Genomic DNA, 24,944 nt, shown 5'->3' on the forward strand with positions numbered 1-24,944 from the left:
GCTCACCTCTTGCTCTTGATCGCAGTGCCGAGCACTTGCAGGTAGGCGACCAGTGCGTCCATTTCACTCTTGCCTTTGAGGCTGGCCACTGCACCGTTGATGTCGTCGTCGGTGTACGGCACGCCCAGGGTGCGCATGGTCTTGAGCTTGGTTTCGGTGTGGCTGCTGTCGAGCGGGTTCGCCACCAGCCACGGGTAGGCGGGCATCTTCGATTCCGGCACCACGTTGCGTGGGTTGTACAAGTGCGCGCGGTGCCAGTCGTCCGAGTAACGCGCGCCGACCCGTGCCAGGTCCGGCCCGGTACGTTTCGAGCCCCAGAGAAAGGGGTGGTCCCAGACACTTTCACCGGCGACCGAGTAGTGGCCGTAGCGTTCGGTCTCGGCGCGAAACGGGCGGATCATCTGCGAGTGGCAACCGACGCAGCCTTCGCGGATATAGATGTCGCGACCTTCCAGTTGCAGCGCGGTGTAGGGCTTCATGCCTTCCACCGGTTTATTGGTCACGTCCTGGAAGAACAGCGGGACGATCTGGGTCAGGCCGCCGATGCTCACGGCGAGCACCATCAACAGCATCAGCAGGCCGACGTTTTTCTCGATTGTTTCGTGTTTCATGGCGGTCTCCTCAGGCCATCTGCGCGGCAGCGACAACGTCGGCAGGCTGCGAGGCCCGCACGGTGCGCCAAGTGTTGTAGGCCATCAGGAACATGCCGCTGAGGAAGATCGCGCCCCCCACCAGCCGCACGACGAAGCCGGGGTGGCTGGCCACCAGGGTTTCGACGAAGGAGTAGGTCAACGTGCCGTCCTCGTTCACCGCACGCCACATCAGGCCCTGGGCGATGCCGTTGACCCACATCGAGGCGATGTACAAAACGGTGCCGATGGTGGCAAGCCAGAAGTGCGCGTTGATCAGGCCGATGCTGTGCATCTGCTCGCGGCCGAAGACTTTCGGGATCATGTGGTACAGCGCGCCAATGGAAATCATCGCCACCCAGCCCAGTGCGCCGGCGTGTACGTGGCCGATGGTCCAGTCGGTGTAGTGGGAGAGGGCGTTGACGGTCTTGATCGCCATCATCGGCCCTTCGAAGGTCGACATGCCGTAGAACGCCAGCGACACGACGAGGAAGCGCAGGATCGGGTCGCTGCGCAACTTATGCCAGGCACCCGAGAGGGTCATCATGCCGTTGATCATCCCGCCCCAGCTCGGCGCCAGCAGCACCAGCGACATCACCATGCCCAGCGACTGCGCCCAGTCCGGCAGCGCGGTGTAGTGCAAGTGGTGCGGACCGGCCCAGATGTACAGCGTGATCAGCGCCCAGAAGTGCACGATCGACAGGCGATAGGAATACACCGGGCGTTCGGCCTGCTTCGGCACGAAGTAATACATCATGCCGAGGAACCCGGCGGTGAGGAAAAAGCCCACGGCGTTGTGCCCGTACCACCATTGCACCATCGCGTCGGTGGCGCCCGAATACAGCGAGTAGGACTTGGTGAAGCTGACCGGCAGTTCCAGGTTGTTGACGATGTGCAGGATCGCCACGGTGATGATGAACGCCCCGAAGAACCAGTTGCCGACGTAGATGTGCCTGGTTTTGCGCTTCATCACCGTGCCGAAGAACACGATGGCGTAGGCGACCCAGACAATGGTGATCAGAATGTCGATCGGCCATTCCAGCTCGGCGTATTCCTTGGAACTGGTGTAGCCCAGCGGCAGGCTGATGGCCGCCAGCAGGATCACCAGTTGCCAGCCCCAGAAGCAGAACGCGGCGATTTTCGGCGCAAACAGCTGGGTCTGGCAGGTGCGCTGTACCGAATAGAACGAACTGGCGAACAGCGCACAGCCGCCGAAGGCGAAGATCACCGCGTTGGTATGCAGCGGACGCAAGCGGCCGAAACTGGTCCACGGCAAATTGAAGTTGAGTTCGGGCCAGACCAACTGGGCCGCGAGAAAAACCCCGAGCCCCATGCCGACGATGCCCCACACCACCGTCATAATGGCGAATTGGCGGACCACCTTGTAGTTGTAGGCGGTACTGATAGAAGTGTTCATGGTTCCCCATCCACGGTTCAGCCGAAGTGGGTGCGCTCGCGCAAGGCAGCGCACCCTTCGGCCGGAGTTATAGGCAGACTAAAAGCGAGGCAAGCATGGACAAAGGGCACAAGGCCGGTATTGACGGGGATCAATGGGCGCAGTGTGTGCGCGATCATGGATGGCTGTGGGATGCGGCTTCAGGTAGCGCTTTGGCGACGCTGGTTCTCGCCCACGGCGCCGGCGCGCCAATGGACAGCGGCTGGATGAACGACATGGCCGCACGCCTCGCGGCACAAGGCGTCAACGTGCTGCGCTTCGAGTTTCCGTACATGGCGCAACGCCGTGTCGATGGCGGTAAACGTCCACCGAATCCGGCGCCGAAACTGCTGGAATGCTGGCGTGAGGTGTATGCCGAGGTGCGACGCCATGTCGCCGGGCGTCTGGCCATTGGCGGCAAGTCCATGGGCGGGCGGATGGCGAGTTTGCTGGCCGATGAGTTGGGCGCGGATGCGTTGGTGTGCCTGGGTTATCCGTTTTATGCCGTGGGCAAACCGGAGAAGCCGCGGGTGGAGCATCTGGCTGCTTTAAAAACCCGCACGTTGATCGTGCAGGGTGAGCGGGATGCGCTGGGCAATCGGGAGGCGGTCGAGGCTTACACATTGTCACCGAGCATCGAGGTGTTCTGGCTGGTGGCGGGGGATCATGATTTGAAGCCGCTGAAGGCTTCGGGGTTTAGCCATGAGCAGCATCTGGCGGCTGCGGCGGGGAGGGTTGCAGCGTTTTTGTGAGAAGCAAGATCAAAAGATCGCAGCCTTCGGCAGCTCCTACAGGAAATACGCCATTGTAGGAGCTGGCGCAGCCTGCGATCTTTTGACGTTGAGGTTACCGGTTAAACCGCTCCACCAACGAATACTGGGTATTCGCGGTTTTGGTCAGCTCTTCACTCAACAACGCCGAGTTCTGCGCCTGTTCCGAAGTCTGGTCAGCCAGGTGCGAGATGTTGCTGATGTTGCGGCTGATTTCCTCGGCCACCGCACTTTGCTCTTCGGTCGCGGCAGCGATCTGCGTGGTCATGTCAGTGATGTTGGCTACCGCTTCGCTGATCCCGACCAATGCCTGATCCGCTTCCAGCACCCGTGCCACACCTTCTTCGGCCTGACGATGCCCGGCTTCCATGGTCTGCACGGCAGTGCTGGCGGTTTGCTGCAGTTTGGCGATCAGGGCGTGGATCTGCCCGGTGGATTCGCTGGTGCGTTGCGCCAGTTGCCGGACTTCGTCGGCGACCACCGCAAAACCACGGCCCATCTCACCGGCGCGGGCCGCTTCGATGGCGGCGTTGAGCGCGAGCAGGTTGGTCTGGTCGGCGATGCCTTTGATCACGTCGACCACACCGCCGATTTCGTCACTGTCCTTGGCCAGTTGGGTCACGGTGAGGCCGGTTTCACCCACAACCACCGACAGGCGTTGAATCGCTTCGCGGGTTTCCCCAGCGATGTCACGACCGCGACCGGTCAGGCGATTGGCTTCCTGAGTGGCATCGGCAGTGCGCTGCACGTGGCTGGCGACTTCCTGAGTGGTAGCGGCCATCTGATTGACGGCGGTCGCCACTTGCTCGGTCTCGACGCGCTGACGTTCCAGGCCAGTGGAGCTGTTGTGCGCCAGGGCATCGGATTGCTTCGCCTGATCGGTCAGGTGTTCGGCGGTGTCCTGCAGACGGGTCAGGCAGGTTTTCAGGCGCGCTTCCTGGCTGAGGATCGACATTTCCAGACGCGCCTGGGCGCCACGGCTGTCGGTGTACATCTGCGCGATCAACGGGTCGGACGTGGTCTGCTCGGCCAGACGCAGCAAACGCTTGATGCCGCGTTGCTGCCAGCTCAGGCCCATCAGGCCCAGCGGCACCGAAAGACCGGCGGCGAGGGCGAAACCCCAATGGGAGTTCAACGAGGCGCCGATCATGAAACTCAACTGGCTGACCAGAATGAACGGCAGCCAGTCCTGCAGGACCGGCAGCCATTTATCCGTGGAAGGAATGGCCGACTTGCCCTGGTTGATGCGTTGGTAGAGCGCTTCGGCGCGGTGAATCTGTTCGGCGGTGGGTTTGACCCGCACCGACTCGTAACCGATCACCTGATTGCCTTCGAAGATCGGCGTCACATAGGCATTCACCCAATAGTGATCACCGCTCTTGCAGCGATTCTTGACAATACCCATCCATGGCAAGCCTTGTTTCAGTGTGCCCCACATGTGCGCGAACACCGCAGCCGGGACGTCAGGGTGACGCACCAGGTTGTGCGGCGCACGGATCAGTTCCTCACGAGAAAACCCGCTGATCTCGACGAAGTCGTCGTTGCAGTAGGTGATCATGCCTTTGGCATCGGTGGTGGAAATCAACCGTTGCTGGGCCGGGAAGGTCCGCTCGCGTTGTGTAATTGGCTGGTTGTTACGCATGGCTTTTTAATCCGCAAGGCTTTCAAGTGCTGTATCGGCCTCCATCGGGATTTGTTGAGAATATTTTTCGATAATCAGTGGCGCGTCGCAAAACGACCCTTGCGTCAGCGCGCCAGCATCGGATAGGTGAACAGGCCGAAGTGCAGCACGTTCAAACCGAAATGCGTGGCGATGGCCGCGGCCAGTCCGCCAAAACGGTAGGCCAGTCCGTATCCGACGCCGGCGAGGCTCGCCAGCAACACCCATTGCCAGCCAGCCCCAGCGTGCACCAGGCCGAACAACAGCGAGGCGAGCAGCAGGGCAAGGTTTTCGCCGTACGCCAGGTGCTTGAAGCATCGGCTCAGACCGCCCTGGATATAGCCGCGAAACAGCGCTTCTTCGACCAGCGTCACCAGCAGCAGATTGTTCAGCAGCCACAGCCATGCATGGTCCGGCCATTTCGGCGCCCAGCCGATGACTCCCAATAACAGCGCGCCACCCAAGGCCAACACAGCGCTCAGGGCCAGCGCCATAGGCACGGCATGTAGAAACAGTCGCAGAGAACGCCGGCCGACAATCCACGGACAGGCCAGCAACAGCCAGAAGCCGATCAGGGGTTTGTCCAGATTCAGGTGCATGGCGAACCGCACGGCATCGTCGGTGAAGCGCTGAGGCGGTATGACGCGACCGTTGTAGAACCCCGGCAGCCAGTGCATGGCCAAGTCCAGGGCGAGGAAGATGAAAAGCGCGTGGCCGAGGTAGCGACCGAACTGAAGTTGTTGTTGGCGGGCGGCGTAACCGGCGATCAGCAACAAGCCGACGGAAATCCCGGCGAGCCAGCCGAGTCGGCCATAAGTCAGGGCCATGCCGTAGCCGAGGGAGAGCAGGGCCAGAAGCGTCCATGGCAGGGCGAGCATTGTTATTCCTTGTGCATAGAAAACTGCGGATACCTCAGTCCCTGTGAGAGCCGGCCGCAACATAGAGGTGGGCGATTGTACGGGTGACTGCCCAAATAAAAACACCGCCCGAAGGCGGTGTCTTTGTCATTGCACAACTACGACGCAATCAACTGCCGCAACACGTAATGCAAAATCCCTCCCGACTTGAAGTATTCCACCTCATTGAGCGTATCGATCCGGCACAGCACCTCGATCCTTTCGCTGGTGCCGTTTTCACGATTGATGACCAGCGTCAGGTTCATCCGCGGTGTCAGTTCAACGCCGGTCAGGCCGAGAATGTCCAGGGTTTCCGTGCCTCGCAGATTCAGGCTCTTGCGGTTCTGATCGAGTTTGAACTGCAGCGGCAGTACACCCATCCCCACCAGGTTGGAACGGTGAATGCGTTCGAAGCTTTCGGCAATGACCGCTTTGACCCCCAGCAGATTGGTGCCCTTGGCCGCCCAGTCGCGGCTCGATCCGGTGCCGTATTCTTGCCCGGCGATTACCACCAGCGGCGTGCCGGCGGCTTGATAACGCATGGCCGCGTCGTAGATCGCCAGCTTCTCTCCGGTCGGGATGTAGAGGGTGTTGCCGCCTTCTTCGCCACCGAGCATTTCATTGCGAATGCGGATGTTGGCGAAGGTGCCGCGCATCATCACTTCGTGGTTACCACGGCGCGAGCCGTAGGAGTTGAAGTCTCGCGGCTCCACGCCTTTCTCACGCAGGTAGCGGCCCGCCGGGCTGTCAGCCTTGATGTTGCCGGCCGGGGAGATGTGGTCGGTGGTCACCGAATCGCCCAGCAGCGCAAGCACGCGCGCGCCACTGACGTCCTTGACCACCGGCGGCGGTCCGCCAATGTCATCGAAAAACGGCGGATGCTGGATGTAGGTTGAGTCGTCCTGCCAGACGTAGGTCGCGGCTTGCGGCACTTCGATGGCTTGCCACTGTTCATCGCCGGCAAACACTTCGGCGTACTCCTTGTGGAACATGGCGGTGTTGACTTGCTCCACGGCCTCGGCGATTTCCTGGGTGCTCGGCCAGATGTCCCGCAGGTAAACCAGGTTGCCGTTCTGGTCCTCGCCCAAGGGCTCGCGGCTGAGGTCGATGCGCACCGTGCCGGCCAGCGCATAGGCGACCACCAGCGGTGGCGACGCCAGCCAGTTGGTTTTCACCAGAGGATGAACCCGGCCTTCGAAGTTGCGATTGCCCGACAACACCGAGGCCACGGTCAGGTCGGCTTTCTGGATAGCTTTTTCGATCGGTTCCGGCAATGGGCCAGAGTTGCCGATGCAGGTGGTGCAGCCATATCCGACCAGGGCAAAACCCAGTTCATCGAGATACTTTGTCAATCCGGCAGCTTTGTAATAGTCGGTGACCACTTTCGAGCCGGGGGCCAGTGAGCTTTTCACCCAGGGTTTGCGGCTCAGGCCTTTCTCCACGGCTTTCTTCGCCACCAGGCCGGCCGCCATCATCACGCTCGGGTTGGACGTGTTGGTGCAGGAGGTAATCGCGGCGATCACCACTGCGCCGTTTTTCAGGCGAACCGTCTGACCTTCAAAGTCGTAGTCCACTTCCCCCGCCATATCGGCGTTGCCCACCGCCACACCGCCGCCACCCTCGCTTTCCAGGCGACCTTCTTCCTTGCTGGTGGGCTTCATTTGCAGGCCGAGGAAGTCGCTGAAGGCTTGCGCGACATTCGGCAGCGAAACCCGGTCTTGCGGGCGTTTCGGTCCGGCGAGGCTGGCTTCGACGCTGGCCATGTCCAGCGCCAGGCTGTCGGTGAATGCCGGTTCCTTGCCCGGCAAGCGCCACAGGCCTTGCGCCTTGCTGTAGGCCTCGACCAGTTTCACGGTTTCGATCGGGCGGCCGGACAAACGTAAATATTCCAGCGTCACGTCGTCCACCGGGAAGAAGCCGCAGGTGGCGCCATATTCCGGGGCCATGTTGGCAATGGTCGCACGGTCGGCCAGTGGCAAGTCGGCGAGGCCATCGCCGTAGAACTCGACGAATTTGCCGACCACGCCTTTCTTGCGCAGCATTTGGGTGACGGTCAGCACGAGGTCGGTGGCGGTGATGCCTTCCTTGAGTTTGCCGGTGAGTTTGAAGCCGATCACTTCCGGAATCAGCATCGACACCGGTTGACCGAGCATCGCCGCTTCCGCTTCGATCCCGCCAACGCCCCAGCCGAGGACGCCGAGGCCGTTGATCATGGTGGTGTGGGAATCGGTGCCGACCAACGTGTCCGGGAAGGCGTAGGTGCGGCCGTCCTCGTCTTTGGTCCAGACCGTGCGGCCCAGGTATTCCAGGTTCACCTGGTGGCAGATCCCGGTGCCCGGCGGCACCACGCTGAAGTTGTCGAAAGCACTCTGGCCCCAGCGCAGGAACGCATAACGTTCGCCGTTGCGTTGCATTTCGATGTCGACGTTCTGTTCGAAGGCGCTGCTGGTGGCGAACTTGTCGACCATCACCGAGTGGTCGATCACCAGATCGACCGGGGAGAGCGGGTTGATCCGCTGCGGATTGCCTCCGGCCTTGGCCATCGCCGCACGCATGGCGGCCAGATCGACCACGGCGGGCACGCCGGTAAAGTCTTGCATCAGTACCCGCGCGGGGCGGTACTGGATTTCGCGGTCGGAGCGGCGCTCCTTGAGCCAGGCAGCAATCGCCTTGAGGTCGGCGCCGGTGACGGTTTTTTCGTCTTCCCAGCGCAGCAGGTTTTCCAGCAGCACTTTCAGCGACATCGGCAACTTGTCCAGATCGCCCAGGCTCTTGGCGGCATCGGGCAGGCTGAAATAGTGGTAGGTCTTGTCGTCGACTTGCAGGGTTTTCAGAGTCTTCAGGCTATCGAGGGACGGCATTGCGATCACTCCTTGAAGTCCGCACGGCTACGGACTGAGGGGACGGGCAGAGCATTAAACCTAGCCCTGTTTTAAGTAGCTGGCTAATAACTGGACTCTATCGACAAGTCCGAGGTTCCGAAGTCGGCTATCATGCGCCGGTTTTCGTGACAGGCTTTGCTCCAGGGCAAGTCTGGGCATCGCGCAGTGGTTGAATGTCTCGCCATCTGCCCAGGAGTAAGAATGAACACCCTATTCATGCATTGCCGGCCAGGCTTCGAAGGTGAAGTCTGTTCCGAGATTTCCGACCTCGCTGCACAACTGAGCGTGGCTGGTTATGCCAAGGCCAAGGCCGCCAGTGCCTGCGCCGAGTTTGTCTGCACCGAAGAAGACGGCGCCGAACGCCTGATGCGTGGTCAGCGTTTCGAACGACTGATCTTCCCGCGCCAATGGGCCCGGGGCATTTTCATCGATCTGCCGGAAACCGACCGCATCAGCGTGATCCTCGCGCACATGGCGGATTTCCCGGTGTGCGGCAGCCTGTGGCTGGAAATGGTCGATACCAACGATGGCAAGGAACTGTCGAACTTCTGCAAGAAATTCGAAGTTCACTTGCGCAAGGCGCTGATGGCTGCCGGCAAGCTTGTCGAAGATGCTCATAAACCGCGACTTCTTCTGACCTTCAAAAGCGGTCGTGAAGTGTTTGTCGGTCTGGCGGAGTCGAACAACTCGGCGATGTGGCCGATGGGTATCCCGCGTTTGAAATTCCCCCGCGAGGCGCCGAGCCGTTCGACCTTGAAGCTGGAAGAAGCCTGGCACCACTTCATCCCGCGTGACCAGTGGGACGAACGCCTGCACAGCGACATGACCGGCGTCGACCTCGGCGCAGCGCCGGGTGGTTGGACCTGGCAACTGGTCAACCGCGGCATGCTGGTAACCGCCATTGACAACGGCCCGATGGCCGAGAGCCTGATGGACACCGGTCTGGTGCAACACTTGATGGCCGATGGTTTCACCTTCAAGCCCAAGCAGCCGGTGGACTGGATGGTCTGCGACATCGTCGAGAAACCGGCGCGCAACGCCGCGATGCTGGAAGAGTGGATCGGCGACGGGCATTGCCGCGAAGCGGTGGTCAACCTCAAGCTGCCGATGAAGCAGCGCTATGCCGAAGTGAAACGTCTGCTGGAGCGCATTGCCGATGGCTTCAAGGCTCGCGGCATCAAGGTCGAGATCGGCTGCAAGCAGCTGTACCACGATCGCGAAGAAGTGACCTGCCATCTGCGCCGGCTGGACGTGAAGAAACCCAAGTCCCGCTGATGGACTGGCCCCCTGTAGGAGCTGCCGCAGGCTGCGATCTTTTGACTTTGCTCTTGACTTCATAAAGCAGGATCAAAAGATCGCAGCCTGCGGCAGCTCCTACAAGGGGCGGTTTGTGTCGGGTAATTTGTTAAGAGCGGTGGCAATGCGCGACAATGCCGGCAAGTTTCAGGAGTTGATCATGAGTGAAATGCTTGATACGCCGGTTGACGGCACCCTCGACGCCACCGGTCTCAATTGCCCTGAGCCGGTGATGATGCTGCACCAGCATATCCGTGACCTGGCACCCGGTGGCCTGCTCAAGGTGATCGCGACCGACCCGTCGACCCGTCGCGACATCCCCAAGTTCTGCGTGTTTCTTGATCACGAACTGGTGGCACAGCACGAAGACGCCGGCACCTATCTGTACTGGATTCGCAAGAAGTCCGATTAACCGGCCGCAAAAAAAAGACCTGCAAAAGCAGGTCTTTTTTTGTTCGGTTATCCCGCTGAGCGGCTCATGCGAATCCGTTTGCGCGCACTGCGCGTCAGGCGAATCGACAGCATCAACGCTGCACAACTCAAACCGGCAATCAGCCCTTCCCACAGCCCGTTCGGACCGCTGGCCGGACCGAACCAATCGGTCAGTCCCAGCACGTAACCGACCGGCAGGCCAATGCCCCAATAGGCGAACAGCGTCAGGATCATCGTCACCCGAGTGTCTTGATAACCACGCAATGCGCCCGCGCAAATTACCTGGATGGCATCGGAAAACTGGTACAGCGCGGCATACACAATCAGCATCGAGGCAATCTGGATCACAGCCTTGTCAGGCGTGTAGATCGAAGCGATAGGTTCGCGCAGGCACAAAATGAGCGTCGCCGAAAACGCCGCAAACACCAGTGCTGCACCAAGCCCGACCTTCGCCGCGAAGCGCGCCTGCAAAGGATTGCCGGCGCCGAGTGCCTGACCGACCCGCACAGTCACCGCCATGCCCAGCGAGTACGGAATCATGAACAACAGCGAGCTGATGTTCAGGGCGATCTGATGGCCGGCCACTACCGTAGAACCGAGACTACCGATCAACAGGGCGATGACCGCGAAGATGCTGGACTCGGCGAAGACGGCGATGCCGATCGGCAGGCCAATGCTCATCAGGCGCTTTATCACGGCCCATTGCGGACGGTCGAAACGCACCAATACACGGGTGCGCGCATAGAACGGGGCCCAGAAAGTCCAGCCGGCCATGCTCAACGCCATGAACCACATCACGATGCCGCTGGCCCAGCCGCAACCAACGCCGCCCAGGGCCGGTGCGCCGAAATGGCCATAGATCAACGCATAGTTCAACGGGATGTTCAGCAGCAGGCCGCTCAAGCCAATGACCATGCTCGGACGAGTACGCCCCATGCCATCGCTGTAGCAGCGCAGCACGTAATAGAACGCCATGCCGGGAAAGCCGAAGGCGATACCGTGCAGGTAGCCCATGCTCGGTTCAATCAACTGCGGATCGACTTTCATCCAGTGCAGGATCGGTTCGGCGCTGAGCAGCAGGCCACTGCCGATCAATCCGACACACAGTGCCAGCCACAACGCCTGGCGAACCAGTGGGCCGATCTCGTCAAACTGCCTGGCGCCAAAGCGTTGGGCGACCTTGGGCGTGGTTGCCAATAAAACACCGGACATCAACAGGTAGACCGGAATCCAGATCGAGTTGCCCAGCGCTACCGAGGCCAGGTCCCGTGGGCTGACGCGGCCGGCCATCACCGCATCGACGAAGCCCATGGCCGTGGTGGCGAGTTGCGCAACCATGATCGGCATGGCCAGGCTGAGCAAGCCTTTGAGCTCCATGCGTACGGGAGTCGTCCGCGCAGGGGCCGTTGCGACGGTGTTTTCAGTTACAGGATTCAATAGCGAAACGTCCAAAAGGGTTTTGATGCACAGGCGCGCATTCTACGCGTTGACGCAGCGGTCAGGAAAAGACCAGTGTTAGGGATTTGTAATCGACCCTCTGTGGGAGCGAGCTTGCTCGCGATGGACGCAAGGATGCCTCGTTCATTCAGGCATCCCGCGTCATCGTTGACGCACATCGCGAGCAAGCTCGCTCCTACAGAGGGAAGTGTCTAGGCGCAATGTGTCATCTACGCCTACACTGCCGATCCGCCAAAGGAGCCTGCCATGCTGATTGTTGCCGACGAAAATATCCCCCTGCTTGATGCCTTCTTCGAGGGTTTCGGTGAAATCCGCCGGGTGCCGGGACGCTCCATCGACCGCGCCACCGTCGAACAGGCCGATGTATTGCTGGTGCGCTCGGTGACCAACGTCAACCGCGCCTTGCTCGAAGGCAGCAACGTGCGCTTTGTCGGTACCTGCACCATCGGCACCGATCACCTGGACCTGGATTACTTTCAACAGGCCGGCATCACCTGGTCCAGTGCGCCGGGTTGCAATGCCCGGGGCGTGGTCGACTATGTGCTCGGCAGCCTGCTGACCCTGGCGGAAATCGAAGGCGTCGACCTGACCCAGCGCACGTACGGCGTGGTCGGCGCGGGTGAGGTGGGCGGGCGACTGGTCAAGGTCCTGCAAGGGCTGGGCTGGAAAGTGCTGGTTTGCGACCCGCCACGGCAAGCCGCTGAAGGTGGCGACTTCGTCAGCCTTGAGGAGATCATCGAGCAGTGCGACGTGATCAGCCTGCACACGCCACTAACCAAGCAAGGCTCGCAGTCGACCTGGCACTTGTTCGATAAAAAGCGTTTGAACCAACTCAAATCGGGCGCCTGGTTGATCAACGCCAGTCGTGGTCCAGTGGTCAATAACGCCGCTTTGCGTGATGTGCTGTTGGAGCGCGAAGACCTGCAAGCGGTGCTCGATGTCTGGGAAGGCGAGCCTGAAGTCGATGTAGCGCTGGCCGAACTCTGCGTGCTGGCAACGCCGCACATTGCCGGCTACAGCCTCGATGGCAAGCAGCGCGGCACGGCGCAGATCTACCAGGCGTATTGCGATTTTCTCGGGCAACCTGCCCAAGTCAGCTTGAGTGATTTGTTGCCGGCGCCGTGGTTGTCGCAAGTGACCCTAAGCGCTGAAAGCGATCCGGCCTGGGCGCTGGCGATGTTGTGCCGTGGCGTGTACGACCCGCGCCGCGACGATGCGGATTTCCGCCGCAGCCTTGTAGGCAGTGTGAGCGAGCAGCGTGCGGCGTTCGATGTGTTGCGCAAGAACTATCCATCGCGACGGGAGATTGATGGGTTGCAGGTGCGGATTGATGGGGACGCGCCGGTGTTGCGGCAAATTGTGGTGGCGCTGGGTGCGACAGCAGTCTGACAAACCGCGCCGGCCCAATCGCGAGCAGGCTCGCTCCCACACTGGATCTTCATGCAACACAGATCCCTGTGGGAGCGAGCTTGCTCGCGATAGCCGCCCCACAATTTCTGGATCAGCAGACATAAAAAACCCGGCCATCATGGGCCGGGTCAATGAAGACGGTGGCTATATCACTCTTGTTCGGCAGGCTTGACCAATCGCTTTTCCAGCTCGCTGCAAGCTTGCTGGATCATGTCTTCAGTGATCGGTACTTCGCGGCCCTGTTCATCGATAATCGAGCAACCCAGAGACTGGTCTGGCTGCGTGCGGATCACTTGAATCTTGTCATCGCTGCTGTTTTGCAAGGACATGGCCTGTCTCCTCATCAGGTTGTGTGCTTACTGTAGAACCACCAGGTGACCAGGCTGTGACAACTCCCTGCGATCTCTCCTGGGCGGCAATACCAGTCCACCAGAAATACCGCGCCGTTGCCACCCGGACCTTAGACCAATAGCGTCTATGACCTAGTCTTGGTGGTCATAATTAACCTGACTCATTGTGATTTACCAAGTTCCACCCCATTGAACGATGTAGGTTGAACCTGACAATTGCTCCATCCTGGATGATGCCCATGCTCACTGTTCGTCACCGTCGCGCGATTCGCCTGGCCAGCCGTTTCATCGCGCCTTATCGCTGGCACGCTTTCGGCGCGTTGCTCGCGTTGATCGTCACGGCGGGCATCACCCTGTCCATGGGGCAGGGCATCCGGCTGCTGGTGGACCAGGGTTTCATGACCCAGTCACCGCATTTGCTCAACCAGTCCATCGGTTTGTTCATGTTGCTGGTGATTGGTCTTGCGATCGGCACGTTTGCCCGGTTTTATCTGGTTTCGTGGATCGGCGAACGCTGCGTTGCCGACATCCGCCGTCAGGTGTTCAATCATCTGATCTACCTGCATCCGGGGTTCTACGAAAACAACCGCAGCTCCGAAATCCAGTCACGGCTGACCGCCGACACCACGCTGCTGCAATCGGTGATCGGCTCTTCGCTGTCGCTGTTTTTGCGCAATTTGCTGATGGTGATCGGCGGGATCGTGCTGCTGTTTATCACCAACCCCAAACTTACCAGCATCGTGGTGGTCGCTTTGCCACTGGTGATCGCGCCGATCCTGATCTTCGGCCGGCGGGTGCGCAACCTGTCGCGCCTGAGCCAGGACCGGATCGCCGATATCGGCAGCTATGTCTCCGAAACCCTCGGCCAGATCAAGACCGTGCAGGCCTACAACCACCAGGTCCAGGACGAGCAGCGTTTTGCCGTGACGGTGGAGGAAGCATTCAACACCGCGCGCAAACGGATATTTCAGCGGGCCTGGCTGATCACCCTGGTGATCGTGCTGGTGCTGGGCGCCGTGGGCGTGATGCTTTGGGTCGGCGGCATGGATGTGATTGCCGGGCGAATTTCCGCCGGGGAGCTGGCGGCGTTTGTCTTCTACAGCCTGATCGTGGGCAGTGCGTTCGGCACCCTGAGTGAGGTGATCGGCGAATTGCAACGCGCGGCAGGCGCGGCGGAACGCATCGCCGAATTGCTGCGTTCGGAAAACATCATCCTGCCACCGACGACCAATCTGATGACGATGCCCGCGCGGGTGAAGGGCGATCTGCTGCTGCAAGACGTGCGTTTTTCCTACCCGTCACGTCCCGAAAGCTTTGCCGTCGATGGCTTGAATCTGACGGTCAGGGCCGGCGAAACCCTGGCCTTGGTCGGGCCGTCGGGTGCGGGCAAGTCGACGGTGTATGACTTGTTGCTGCGCTTCTACGACCCTGCTGAAGGCCGCATCCTGCTCGATGGCACGCCGCTGACCCAACTCGATCCGCTGGATCTGCGGCGCTGCTTCGCATTGGTTTCGCAAACCCCGGCGCTGTTTTTTGGCAGCATTGAAGAGAACATCCGCTACGGCAAGCCGGACGCGACGTTGGCCGAGGTGCAGGAAGCAGCAAAAATCGCCTACGCCCACGACTTCATCGAAGCGATGCCCAACGGTTACCAAACGCACCTGGGCGATGGCGGTCTCGGCTTGTCCGGCGGCCAGCGTCAGCGTCTGGCCATCGCCCGAGCGCTGCTGGTGGATGCGCCCATCCTGCTGCTCGACGAAGCCACCAGCGCCCTCGACGCGCAAAGCGAACACCTGATTCAGCAAGCGCTGCCAAGCCTGATGAAAAACCGCACCACCCTGGTCATCGCCCATCGGCTGGCCACGGTGAAAAACGCCGACCGTATCGCCGTGATGGATCAAGGCAAACTGGTGGCGGTGGGTACCCATCAAGAGCTGATCGCCAGCAATGCGTTGTATGCACGGTTGGCGGCGTTGCAGTTCAACACTGACAAGGCAGAACTCGACCTTCCCCTGTAGGAGCTGTCGAGTGAAACGAGGCTGCGATCTTTTGATCTTGCCCTGAAAAAAATGCCCACATCAAATGATGCGGGCATTTTTTGTTAGGGCGGCTTCAGTACGGGACTGTTACTGATCGTCGAAATACCGCTCATGCCAATCCACGATCGGCTGTGGTGCGTTGAGCTTCTGGCCGTAGATCACCGAGTACGACAAGACGTTTTGCACGTACTGGCGGGTTTCGTCGAACGGGATGCTTTCTACCCACACATCGAAACTCAGGTGATCCGCGCCGCGCAGCCATTGCCGCACGCGGCCGGGGCCGGCGTTGTAGGCGGCGGAGGCGAGGACGCGGTTGCCGTTGAACTGGCTGTGGACCTGGCTCAGGTACGCGGCGCCGAGCTGGATGTTCTTGTCCGGATCAAACAACTGCTGCGGCGAGGCATACGGAATGCTGAACTTGCGCGCGGTTTCCTTGGCGGTGGCGGGCATCAATTGCATCAGGCCGCTGGCGCCGACACTGGAGCGGGCGTCGTCCATGAAGGCGCTTTCCTGGCGGGTGATGGCGAACGCCCAGCTTGGATGCAAGCCGCGATTTTTCGCTTCACGGACTAGCGTGTTGCGGTGGGCCATTGGGAAACGAATGTCCAGATCGTCCCAATACTGCGCCTGACTGATGGTGCGAATGGCCGGGAAATACCATTTCAGGTCGTAGGCCAGTTTTGCCTGGGCGACCATTTCGTCACGGCTGAAGTGGCGGCTGACGTGATACCACTCGCGTCGGCCATCGACGATCTGCCCGCGGGCGTGGAACTCCAGAGCGCGGCGTATACCGGGGGTGTTGCGAACTTTATTGATCAGCGCCTGGCTCATCACCAGCGGTTTGTTGTTCAACGAATAGGGGGATTGCGAACGATCCGCCGCGAGAAATCCATAGAAGTCACGTTCGCGGGCGAGGCTTTTGTAGAGGGTTTGCGGTTCCGGGCTTTGCGGTTGCGCCAGCTCCAGGCTGCGGGCCTGCCAGTAGCGCCAGCGGTTGGTGGTGGCCAGATCCTGCGGCAGGCGACGGGTCAACTGATAGGCATCGTCCCAGCGGGCCAGGCGCAATAACAGGCGCAAACGCCATTCGGACACGGTGTTGTCGCGCAATTCCGGGTCGTACTTGGTCATCATCTCCAGTGCACGGCTGTCGAAACGTTTTGCGAGCGTCAGCCCGATTTCTCTGGCGATGGCGACTTTTTCATCGCGGGAGAAATGCATGCTGCTGGCGTACCCGTCCAGCAAATTCATGGCCTTGTCGGGGTCTTGGCGGGCGAGGCGACGCAGGCCGAGGCTGACGACATCGGACATTGGCTCGTCGGCCGGTGTGAAGCGCGATGGCTGATTCAACAGTTCCGGGTTCTGCGCTACATCCACCAGCAAGCGGCCGCGAGGGGCGAGGGTGGTCAGGCCGTTGGTCAGGCTGTTGGCCAGTGGGTAATTGCGCGCCTGGGCCGCGAGTTTTGTGCGTTCCCAGCGTTTCTGTTCGGTCAGCTGGCCGTCGGCGGCCCACATGCCGAACAGCGTGTCACACGCTTCCGGTTGCGATTTGCCGGTCAGCCAGAGCTTGTTGGCGTTGGCGTAACCGTCAGACTTGAGGTTGTGGCTGATCTGGTACTGCGCATTCAGGCAGTCCAGTTCGGTGAAATTCATTTTTGGATCGTAATACTTGACGAACGTTGCCCAGTCGCCGCGCTCGGCCAGCCAGCGCAACCAGCGCAGTTTCATCCAGTTGGCTTGTGGCAGGTCTCCATGTTCAGCGAGGAATTTTTCGATTTCGGCATTGCTTGCGGTTTTCAGGCGCGCGGTCAGCTCGTCATACGCCAGGTACGGTTCCAGCGGATAATCGGCCAAGGCCTGGCTGTAACGGAAGTAAGGACCGCTATCGCCCTTGGCCAGGGCGCGCTTGGCTTCATCGTAGTACTGGCGTTGGGTGGACAGGTCCACCGCTTGGGCGGTTTGAACGGCAGCGGCAGAGAGTAAAAAACAGGACAAAAGCTTGAAGAGGCGACTGCGCATGAGACGTCCGGGCATAAAAAACATGACAAGTGCGGGCGATGGCCACACTGAATTATCCGTAGCTTAGCCTTTTGCCAGCAGCAGGCGAAAGCTTTGCTGACCTGTCTGCATCAGTTCGCAACATTTGTTGTGCAGAGTGCTTCGACAGTGAAATTGCCGGCCTTCTGAAGCCTCGATTCAGGTAGAATGCGCGCCCGGTTTTTGGAGAAGCTCATGACCCTGCTCAAATTCAGCGATGTGTCCCTTGCTTTCGGCGCTATGCCGTTGTTGGACAAGGTGTCCTGGCAGATCGCCCGTGGAGAGCGGGTGTGCATCATCGGCCGCAACGGCACTGGCAAGTCCAGCATGATGAAGCTCGTCAAGGGCGACCAGAAGCCCGATGACGGCTCGGTTTGGCGCGCACCCGGCCTCAAGATTGGCGAATTGCCGCAAGAATTGCCGGTAGCCGACGAGCGGACAGTGTTCGACGTAGTGGCCGAAGGCCTGGACGGTGTCGGCGCCTTGCTCGCCGAGTATCACCACCTGAGCCAGAACTGCGTCACCGACGCCGACCTGGACAAGTTGATGCACGTCCAGCACGACCTCGAAGCCCGCGATGGCTGGCGTTTGCAGACCCTGGTCGACAGCACCCTCAGCCGTTTGCAGTTGCCGGCCGACAAAACCCTCGCCGAATTGTCCGGCGGCTGGCGTCGTCGCGTCCTGCTGGCCCAGGCCCTGGTTTCCGAACCGGACCTGCTGCTGCTCGACGAGCCGACCAACCACCTGGACATCGGTGCGATCGCCTGGCTGGAAGAGGCGCTGAAGGATTTCCAGGGCGCCGTGTTGTTCATCACGCACGACCGTTCCTTCTTGCAAAACCTCGCCACCCGCATCCTCGAACTGGATCGCGGCGGCCTGATCGACTGGAACGGCGACTACGCCAGTTTCCTCGTGCACAAAGAAGCCGAACTGGCTGCCGAAGCCACCGCCAACGCGCTGTTCGACAAGCGCCTGGCCCAGGAAGAAGTGTGGATTCGCCAAGGCATCAAGGCTCGTCGTACCCGTAACGAAGGCCGCGTGCGTGCTCTGAAAGCCTTGCGCGTCGAGCGCAGCGAGCGTCGTGAGCGTACCGGCAAGGCCAACATCCAGCTGGAAACCGCCGACAAGTCCGGCAAGCAGGTGATGGTGCTCGATAACGTGAGCTTCGCTCACCCGGGCGGCCCGTTCCTGATCAAGGACTTCTCGATGGTGTTGCAGCGCGGCGACCGCATCGGTCTGCTCGGCGCCAACGGCACCGGCAAGACCACGCTGCTCAAACTGATGCTCAGCGGCCTGCAACCTTCCAGCGGCAAGGTGGAAGAGGGGACCAAGATCGACGTCGCCTACTTCGACCAGTTGCGCCATCAGCTGGATCTGGAAAAGACCGTGATCGACAACGTCGCCGAAGGTCGCGACTTCATCGATATCGACGGCCAGAGCCGCCACGTGCTGAGCTACCTCGGCGACTTCCTGTTCAGCCCGCAGCGTGCCCGCACGCCGGTCAAGGCGCTGTCCGGTGGTGAGCGTGCCCGTCTGTTGCTGGCCAAACTGTTCAGCAAGCCGGCGAACCTGCTGGTACTCGACGAACCGACCAACGACCTCGACGTTGAAACCCTCGAACTGCTGGAAGAGGTCTTGCTGACCTTCAACGGCACCGTGCTGATGGTCAGCCACGACCGGGCATTCCTCGACAACGTGGTCACCAGCACCCTGGTCTTCGAAGGCGAAGGCAAGGTTCGCGAATACGTCGGCGGTTATCAGGACTGGCTGCGTCAGGGCGGTTCGCCGCGCCTGCTGGGCGTGACCGAGAGCAAATCCGGCAAGGCCGACTTGAACTCCGCTGTGGTCAAGGCCGAGCCTGCGCCTGTTGCGGCGGCGGTCGAAGCGCCTGCGAAGAAAAAGCTCAGCTACAAGTTGCAGCGCGAGCTGGAAGCATTGCCAGGGCAGATCGAAGCCATGGAACAGCAGATCGCTGCCGTTGAAGCGCAGATGGCGGATGCCGGTTTCTACCTGCGTCCGGCTGCCGAAACCGCTGCGGTGATCGCCCAGCTGTCACAGCTGCAGGCTGAGCTTGACGTGATGGTCGAGCGTTGGGCCGAGCTGGATGCCTGATTGATCCTGCAATAAAAAAGCCCGGCTCTCAGTGATGAGCGCCGGGCTTTTCATATGGAATGCAATCTGGGGTTGCCGCAGATCCACTGTAGGAGTGAGCCTGCTCGCGATGACGGTCTGACAGTCGATAAAGATGTTGAATGTCGGATCGCCATCGCGAGCAGGCTCGCTCCTACAGTGGTCAGGTGTTATCAGCTTTTGTTTTGCAGGCGCACCGCCAGTACATCGCAAGGCGCACCGTGCAGCACGTCGTTGGCGGTGGAGCCCAGTAGCAGTGCGAGGCCGTGCCGGCCATGGCTGCCCACCACGATCAGGTCGCAGGTCTGTTCCTTGGCCAGATGGTGAATCTCCTGGCGTGGCTGGCCGTAGGTCAGGTGACTGTATTCCTTTGAGAGCTCCGGATATTTCACGATCAAGCGGTCGAGTCGCTCCTTGGCCTGGTCGAACTGCTGTTGTTGCAGTTGTGACAGGTCCATCGGCACATCGCCGCCAAAGGCCATGGCCATTGGTTCGACGATGTGCACCAGGGACAGCTTCGCACCGTTGCTCACCGACAGCTCGCGAGCCCGGTGGATTACAGGGTCGCACTCTTCGGTTAGATCTACAGCGACCAGAATATGGTTGTAGGGCATGAGGTGCTCCTCCTGAGGAATGCAATATTGGTAAGTATGGCTGGTTTCAAGCGCATTGGTTCCAAAGTGGCTCAATGCGCTCATTCAAAATCGGGAGTACAGATATGACGGTCTGGATAGTGGTGTCAATCCTGCTGGTGGTTCTCAGTCCACTGGCATGGTTGCGGCCGTCGCGCCATCAGAGTGGCCGGATGGCCCTGCGCATGGAGGCGCGACGCATCGGCTTGGCCATGCAGCTTGCGCCTCAGGAATGGCCGCACTGGCTCGGTCAGGAGCCGCCAAACCCCTGCGCGCAGTACCATCGGCCACGACGCGGCACGCAGCCTGCCTGCTGGAGTTACTGGCAGAAATCACCGGGTCTGTGGGTCAATCAGTGGCAGGAAACCTGCGAGGATCCGGCGTTGCTGAATCATTTCGAAAAATTGCCGGACAACGTCTACAAGGTCGAGGCCGACAAGCAGATGATCGCCTTGTATTGGGGCGAGAAGGGCGAAGCCGAAGTCTTGCAGCACATTGACGCCACCCTCAAGGCCCTGGCCTGAACCCCGATCCCTTGTAGGAGCGAGCCTGCTCGCGATGAGCTTGAAAACGCCACGGGGTGTCAGGATGCCCGCGTCATCGTTGACGACCATCGCGAGCAGGCTCGCTCCTACAGGGTTTTTGCAGGCAATAAAAAGCCCGACAACAACATCGGGCGGGTTGGCCAGGCAGGCCGGTAATTCGCAGTGGGCTGATCTTACGCCGGGCATTCGCCAAAAGCGTTCAAATTTTTCCTTCAGGTTCCGCCAGCGTAGCTCGTTAAACACGGGCTGCCGTGAATTAGGGCGACTTTTCTAATGATTGATCCTATGAATGGCAGCACATGCACCCGCGTGTTAGAGATCTTCGCGTTATGGGAGTGACCGCAAAGTCGCGTTGCAACCCGCATTTTGGGCGATTGACAATTGCCGGAAATTCCGTGAAGGTGGCGTACCCAAATCAAACGGGCGTATGAATTGAGCGTTTGTATTTCAGACCGCTCCTACAGAATCCCGACTATCGCGTTGGCGGGTGTGCCGGGTGGATTGGCGTAGCATTGACGATTGACGTCCTGCCAGCCATTCGCCTGCGTCCGACGTGTACTGTTCAGCTTCCATATCGTGGAGATCAGTTGATGATTTACGAAGGTAAAGCCATCACGGTTAAGGCTCTTGAAAGTGGCATCGTCGAACTGAAGTTCGACCTCAAGGGTGAGTCCGTCAACAAGTTCAACCGTCTAACCCTGAACGAACTGCGTCAGGCCGTAGACACCATCAAGGCAGATGCTTCGATCAAGGGTGTGATCGTCAGCAGTGGCAAGGACGTTTTCATCGTCGGCGCCGACATCACCGAATTTGTCGACAACTTCAAGCTGCCGGATGCAGAGCTTGTTGCTGGCAACCTCGAAGCCAACAAGATTTTCAGCGATTTCGAAGACCTCAACGTCCCGACTGTGGTTGCCATCAACGGCATCGCTTTGGGTGGCGGTCTGGAAATGTGCCTGGCGGCGGACTACCGCGTCATGTCCACAAAGGCCAAGATCGGTCTGCCGGAAGTCAAGCTGGGCATCTACCCGGGCTTCGGCGGTACCGTGCGTCTGCCGCGCCTGATCGGTGCCGACAACGCGATCGAGTGGATTGCCTCCGGCAAGGAAAACCGTCCTGAAGACGCGCTGAAAGTAGGCGCCGTCGATGCCGTGGTTGCGCCTGAGAAGTTGCAGGAAGCGGCTCTTGAGCTGATCAAGCGCGCCGTCTCCGGCGAGTTCGACTATAAGGCCAAGCGTCAACCGAAGCTGGAAAAGCTGAAGCTGAACGCCATCGAACAAATGATGGCTTTCGAAACCGCCAAAGGTTTCGTGGCAGGTCAAGCTGGCCCGAACTACCCGGCGCCGGTTGAAGCGATCAAGACCATCCAGAAAGCCGCAAACTTCGGTCGCGACAAGGCGCTGGAAGTTGAAGCTGCGGGTTTCGTCAAACTGGCCAAGACCTCTGCCGCGCAGAGCTTGATCGGTCTGTTCCTGAACGATCAGGAACTGAAGAAAAAGGCCAAGGCCTACGACGAAATCGCCAAGGACGTGAAGCAGGCCGCCGTACTCGGTGCCGGTATCATGGGTGGCGGTATCGCCTACCAGTCGGCCTCCAAAGGCACGCCGATCCTGATGAAGGACATCAACGAAGCCGGTATCGAGCAGGGTCTGGCCGAAGCCGCCAAACTGCTGGTTGGCCGCGTTGATAAAGGCCGCATGACCGCCGCGAAAATGGCTGAAGTGCTCAACGGCATTCGTCCAACCCTGTCCTACGGTGATTTCGGTCACGTTGACCTGGTGGTTGAAGCCGTCGTCGAGAATCCTAAGGTCAAGCAAGCAGTACTGGCTGAAGTCGAAGACAAGGTCAAAGAGGACACCATCCTCGCCTCGAACACCTCGACCATTTCCATCACCTTGCTGGCCAAAGCCCTCAAGCGTCCGGAAAACTTCGTCGGCATGCACTTCTTCAACCCGGTGCACATGATGCCGCTGGTGGAAGTGATTCGTGGCGAGAAGTCCAGCGAGCTGGCGGTTGCCACCACCGTTGCCTACGCCAAGAAAATGGGCAAGAACCCGATCGTCGTCAACGACTGCCCGGGCTTCCTGGTCAACCGCGTACTGTTCCCGTACTTCGGCGGTTTCGCCAAACTGGTCAGCGCCGGTGTGGACTTCGTCCGTATCGACAAGATCATGGAAAAATTCGGCTGGCCGATGGGTCCGGCGTACCTGATGGACGTGGTCGGCATCGACACTGGCCACCACGGTCGTGACGTGATGGCTGAAGGTTTCCCGGACCGCATGAAGGACGACCGTCGCTCGGCCGTTGACGTGCTCTACGAAGCCAAGCGCCTGGGCCAGAAGAACGGCAAGGGCTTCTACGCCTACGAGACCGACAAGAAGGGCAAGCAGAAGAAAGTTGCCGATCCTTCGGTACTGGAAGTGCTCAAGCCAATCGTCTTTGAACAGCGCGAAGTCACTGACGAAGACATCATCAACTGGATGATGATCCCGCTGTGCCTGGAAACCGTGCGCTGCCTGGAAGACGGCATCGTCGAAACTGCCGCCGAAGCCGACATGGGTCTGGTCTACGGTATTGGTTTCCCTCCATTCCGTGGCGGTGCGCTGCGCTACATCGACTCGATCGGTGTTGCAGAGTTCGTTGCCCTGGCTGACCAGTACGCTGATTTGGGCGCGCTGTACCACCCGACCGCGAAGCTGCGCGAAATGGCCAAAAACGGCCAGAGCTTCTTCGGTTAAGCGCCCCCAACTAGAGTGAGAGTGAACTTATGAGCTTGAATCCTAGAGACGTCGTGATTGTCGACTTCGGTCGTACTCCGATGGGCCGCTCCAAGGGCGGCATGCACCGCAACACCCGCGCCGAAGACATGTCGGCGCACCTGATCAGCAAACTGCTGGAACGCAACGTCAAGGTTGACCCGAGCGAAGTCGAAGACGTTATCTGGGGCTGCGTCAACCAGACCCTGGAGCAGGGCTGGAACATCGCGCGCATGGCGTCTCTGATGACCCAGATCCCGCACACCTCGGCCGGCCAGACCGTCAGCCGTCTGTGTGGCTCGTCGATGAGTGCCCTGCACACTGCAGCGCAAGCGATCATGACCGGCAACGGTGACGTGTTCGTCGTCGGCGGCGTCGAGCACATGGGCCACGTGAGCATGATGCACGGTGTCGATCCGAACCCGCACATGTCCCTGTACGCGGCGAAAGCCTCGGGCATGATGGGCCTGACCGCTGAAATGCTCGGCAAAATGCACGGCATCACTCGCGAACAACAGGACGCTTTCGGCGTGCGCTCCCACCAACTCGCCCATAAAGCGACCGTGGAAGGCAAGTTCAAAGACGAAATCATCCCGATGCAGGGCTACGACGAGAACGGTTTCCTGAAAACCTTCGACTACGACGAAACCATTCGTCCGGAAACCACCCTGGAAAGCCTGGCGGCATTGAAGCCAGCGTTTAACCCGAAGGGCGGCACCGTGACAGCCGGTACTTCGTCGCAGATCACCGACGGTGCTTCGTGCATGATCGTGATGTCGGCGCAGCGTGCACAGGACCTGGGCATTCAGCCTCTGGCGGTGATTCGCTCGATGGCAGTGGCAGGTGTGGACCCGGCGATCATGGGCTATGGTCCAGTACCGGCCACACAAAAAGCATTGAAGCGCGCAGGTCTGAGCATTTCCGACATCGACTTCTTCGAGCTCAACGAAGCTTTCGCCGCACAGGCCCTGCCAGTGCTGAAAGATCTGAAAGTGCTCGACAAGATGAACGAGAAGGTTAACCTGCACGGCGGCGCGATCGCCCTGGGCCACCCGTTCGGTTGCTCCGGTGCGCGTATCTCCGGCACTTTGCTCAACGTGATGAAGCAAAATGGCGGCAACCTCGGGGTAGCCACCATGTGCATTGGTCTCGGCCAAGGCATCTCCACCGTCTTCGAACGCGTTTAAGCGTTTCGTCGATGGAAGCCGGGGCCAAGTGCCCCGGTTTTTGTTTTTCCGGATTTATTTTTGTTTTTATTTTGAAAAAATTTGAGTGAGGGCCAAAGCATGCCGATACAACCTGGGCTCTACCAACATTACAAAGGTCCGCAGTACCGCGTATTCAGTGTCGCGCGGCATTCGGAAACCGAGGAAGAAGTGGTCTTCTACCAAGCCCTGTATGGCGATTACGGCTTTTGGGTACGTCCCTTGAGCATGTTCCTGGAGTCGGTCGAAGTTGACGGCGAACAGGTGCCACGCTTTGCTTTGGTGCAGGTCGAAGAAAGCCTTTTTACCAAGCCATAAGCTGAGTTCGCGCTAACCCCTGCGCTTGACCTCATCTTGTTGCCACTATATATAGCGGTGCCGCGTC

The 24,944-nt window shown here is 59.9% G+C and carries 19 protein-coding genes; 10 read left to right on the forward strand and 9 right to left on the reverse strand.

Annotated elements, in window-relative coordinates:
* Window positions 1-2: 2 nt before the first annotated feature.
* Both ccoO and ccoN read right to left on the reverse strand, forming a co-directional pair.
* A complete protein-coding gene (gene ccoO, locus ACM110_RS18370; RefSeq protein ID WP_416128880.1) occupies window positions 3-611 on the reverse strand; it encodes a cytochrome-c oxidase, cbb3-type subunit II in 609 nt (202 codons plus the stop codon).
* A 10-nt stretch (window positions 612-621) separates the two neighbouring features.
* Entirely contained in the window at window positions 622-2,046 is a 1,425-nt protein-coding gene (ccoN, locus tag ACM110_RS18375) for a cytochrome-c oxidase, cbb3-type subunit I (RefSeq protein WP_416128881.1), read from the reverse strand.
* 95 nt (window positions 2,047-2,141) lie between these two features.
* Between ccoN and ACM110_RS18380 the strand changes: the two genes are divergently transcribed.
* Window positions 2,142-2,816: an alpha/beta family hydrolase gene (locus ACM110_RS18380; RefSeq protein ID WP_416128882.1), complete on the forward strand. Its 675-nt coding sequence runs from the start codon at window positions 2,142-2,144 to the stop codon at window positions 2,814-2,816.
* 94 nt (window positions 2,817-2,910) lie between these two features.
* On the opposite strand, the gene ACM110_RS18385 is transcribed toward ACM110_RS18380, so the two are convergent.
* From ACM110_RS18385 to acnA, 3 genes are all read right to left on the reverse strand, one after another.
* Window positions 2,911-4,476 carry a methyl-accepting chemotaxis protein gene (locus tag ACM110_RS18385; RefSeq protein ID WP_416128883.1) on the reverse strand — a complete coding sequence of 522 codons (1,566 nt, stop codon included), beginning with the start codon at window positions 4,474-4,476 and terminating at the stop codon, window positions 2,911-2,913.
* A 104-nt stretch (window positions 4,477-4,580) separates the two neighbouring features.
* On the reverse strand, window positions 4,581-5,372 hold the full coding sequence (locus tag ACM110_RS18390) for a CPBP family intramembrane glutamic endopeptidase (RefSeq protein WP_416128884.1): 792 nt from the start codon (window positions 5,370-5,372) through the stop codon (window positions 4,581-4,583).
* Between the two features lie 137 nt (window positions 5,373-5,509).
* Window positions 5,510-8,251, reverse strand: a complete 2,742-nt coding sequence (acnA, locus tag ACM110_RS18395; RefSeq protein ID WP_416128885.1) for an aconitate hydratase AcnA — start codon at window positions 8,249-8,251, stop codon at window positions 5,510-5,512.
* Window positions 8,252-8,473: 222 nt separating this feature from the next.
* Between acnA and rlmM the strand changes: the two genes are divergently transcribed.
* Both rlmM and tusA read left to right on the forward strand, forming a co-directional pair.
* Window positions 8,474-9,547, forward strand: a complete 1,074-nt coding sequence (gene rlmM, locus ACM110_RS18400) for a 23S rRNA (cytidine(2498)-2'-O)-methyltransferase RlmM (RefSeq protein ID WP_416128886.1) — start codon at window positions 8,474-8,476, stop codon at window positions 9,545-9,547.
* Window positions 9,548-9,728: 181 nt separating this feature from the next.
* On the forward strand, window positions 9,729-9,980 hold the full coding sequence (gene tusA, locus ACM110_RS18405) for a sulfurtransferase TusA (protein WP_338585625.1): 252 nt from the start codon (window positions 9,729-9,731) through the stop codon (window positions 9,978-9,980).
* A 47-nt stretch (window positions 9,981-10,027) separates the two neighbouring features.
* Here the strand turns inward: tusA and ACM110_RS18410 are convergent, their stop codons facing one another.
* Entirely contained in the window at window positions 10,028-11,437 is a 1,410-nt protein-coding gene (locus ACM110_RS18410; protein ID WP_416128887.1) for an MATE family efflux transporter, read from the reverse strand.
* 267 nt (window positions 11,438-11,704) lie between these two features.
* Between ACM110_RS18410 and pdxB the strand changes: the two genes are divergently transcribed.
* Window positions 11,705-12,847 (forward strand): 4-phosphoerythronate dehydrogenase PdxB, encoded by a 1,143-nt coding sequence (gene pdxB / locus ACM110_RS18415; RefSeq protein ID WP_416128888.1) that lies wholly within the window; start codon window positions 11,705-11,707, stop codon window positions 12,845-12,847.
* Between the two features lie 170 nt (window positions 12,848-13,017).
* On the opposite strand, the gene ACM110_RS18420 is transcribed toward pdxB, so the two are convergent.
* Window positions 13,018-13,197, reverse strand: a complete 180-nt coding sequence (locus tag ACM110_RS18420) for a PA1571 family protein (RefSeq protein WP_150701097.1) — start codon at window positions 13,195-13,197, stop codon at window positions 13,018-13,020.
* Window positions 13,198-13,457: 260 nt separating this feature from the next.
* Here ACM110_RS18420 and ACM110_RS18425 point away from each other — a divergent pair, with 260 nt between their 5' ends.
* On the forward strand, window positions 13,458-15,236 hold the full coding sequence (locus ACM110_RS18425; RefSeq protein ID WP_416128889.1) for an ABC transporter transmembrane domain-containing protein: 1,779 nt from the start codon (window positions 13,458-13,460) through the stop codon (window positions 15,234-15,236).
* A gap of 108 nt (window positions 15,237-15,344) precedes the next feature.
* Here ACM110_RS18425 and ACM110_RS18430 read toward each other — a convergent pair whose 3' ends face one another.
* Window positions 15,345-17,273 carry a transglycosylase SLT domain-containing protein gene (locus ACM110_RS18430; protein ID WP_416128890.1) on the reverse strand — a complete coding sequence of 643 codons (1,929 nt, stop codon included), beginning with the start codon at window positions 17,271-17,273 and terminating at the stop codon, window positions 15,345-15,347.
* Between the two features lie 213 nt (window positions 17,274-17,486).
* On the opposite strand from ACM110_RS18430, the gene ACM110_RS18435 reads away from it, so the two are divergent.
* On the forward strand, window positions 17,487-19,403 hold the full coding sequence (locus ACM110_RS18435) for an ATP-binding cassette domain-containing protein (RefSeq protein WP_416128891.1): 1,917 nt from the start codon (window positions 17,487-17,489) through the stop codon (window positions 19,401-19,403).
* A gap of 191 nt (window positions 19,404-19,594) precedes the next feature.
* Here the strand turns inward: ACM110_RS18435 and ACM110_RS18440 are convergent, their stop codons facing one another.
* Window positions 19,595-20,035, reverse strand: a complete 441-nt coding sequence (locus ACM110_RS18440) for a universal stress protein (protein ID WP_008028495.1) — start codon at window positions 20,033-20,035, stop codon at window positions 19,595-19,597.
* A 104-nt stretch (window positions 20,036-20,139) separates the two neighbouring features.
* Here ACM110_RS18440 and ACM110_RS18445 point away from each other — a divergent pair, with 104 nt between their 5' ends.
* The 4 genes from ACM110_RS18445 (at window position 20,140) to ACM110_RS18460 (ending at window position 24,877) form a co-directional block, all read left to right on the forward strand.
* Complete coding sequence (locus ACM110_RS18445) at window positions 20,140-20,577, forward strand: hypothetical protein (protein WP_416128892.1); 438 nt, start codon at window positions 20,140-20,142, stop codon at window positions 20,575-20,577.
* 611 nt (window positions 20,578-21,188) lie between these two features.
* Entirely contained in the window at window positions 21,189-23,336 is a 2,148-nt protein-coding gene (fadB, locus tag ACM110_RS18450) for a fatty acid oxidation complex subunit alpha FadB (RefSeq protein WP_338585634.1), read from the forward strand.
* Window positions 23,337-23,365: 29 nt separating this feature from the next.
* Complete coding sequence (gene fadA / locus ACM110_RS18455; protein WP_150701104.1) at window positions 23,366-24,541, forward strand: acetyl-CoA C-acyltransferase FadA; 1,176 nt, start codon at window positions 23,366-23,368, stop codon at window positions 24,539-24,541.
* Between the two features lie 99 nt (window positions 24,542-24,640).
* Window positions 24,641-24,877 carry a DUF1653 domain-containing protein gene (locus ACM110_RS18460; protein WP_075946000.1) on the forward strand — a complete coding sequence of 79 codons (237 nt, stop codon included), beginning with the start codon at window positions 24,641-24,643 and terminating at the stop codon, window positions 24,875-24,877.
* Window positions 24,878-24,944: the final 67 nt, after the last annotated feature.

This window comes from Pseudomonas sp. NFX98, assembly GCF_047784845.1.
Classification (GTDB): Bacteria; Pseudomonadota; Gammaproteobacteria; order Pseudomonadales; family Pseudomonadaceae; genus Aquipseudomonas.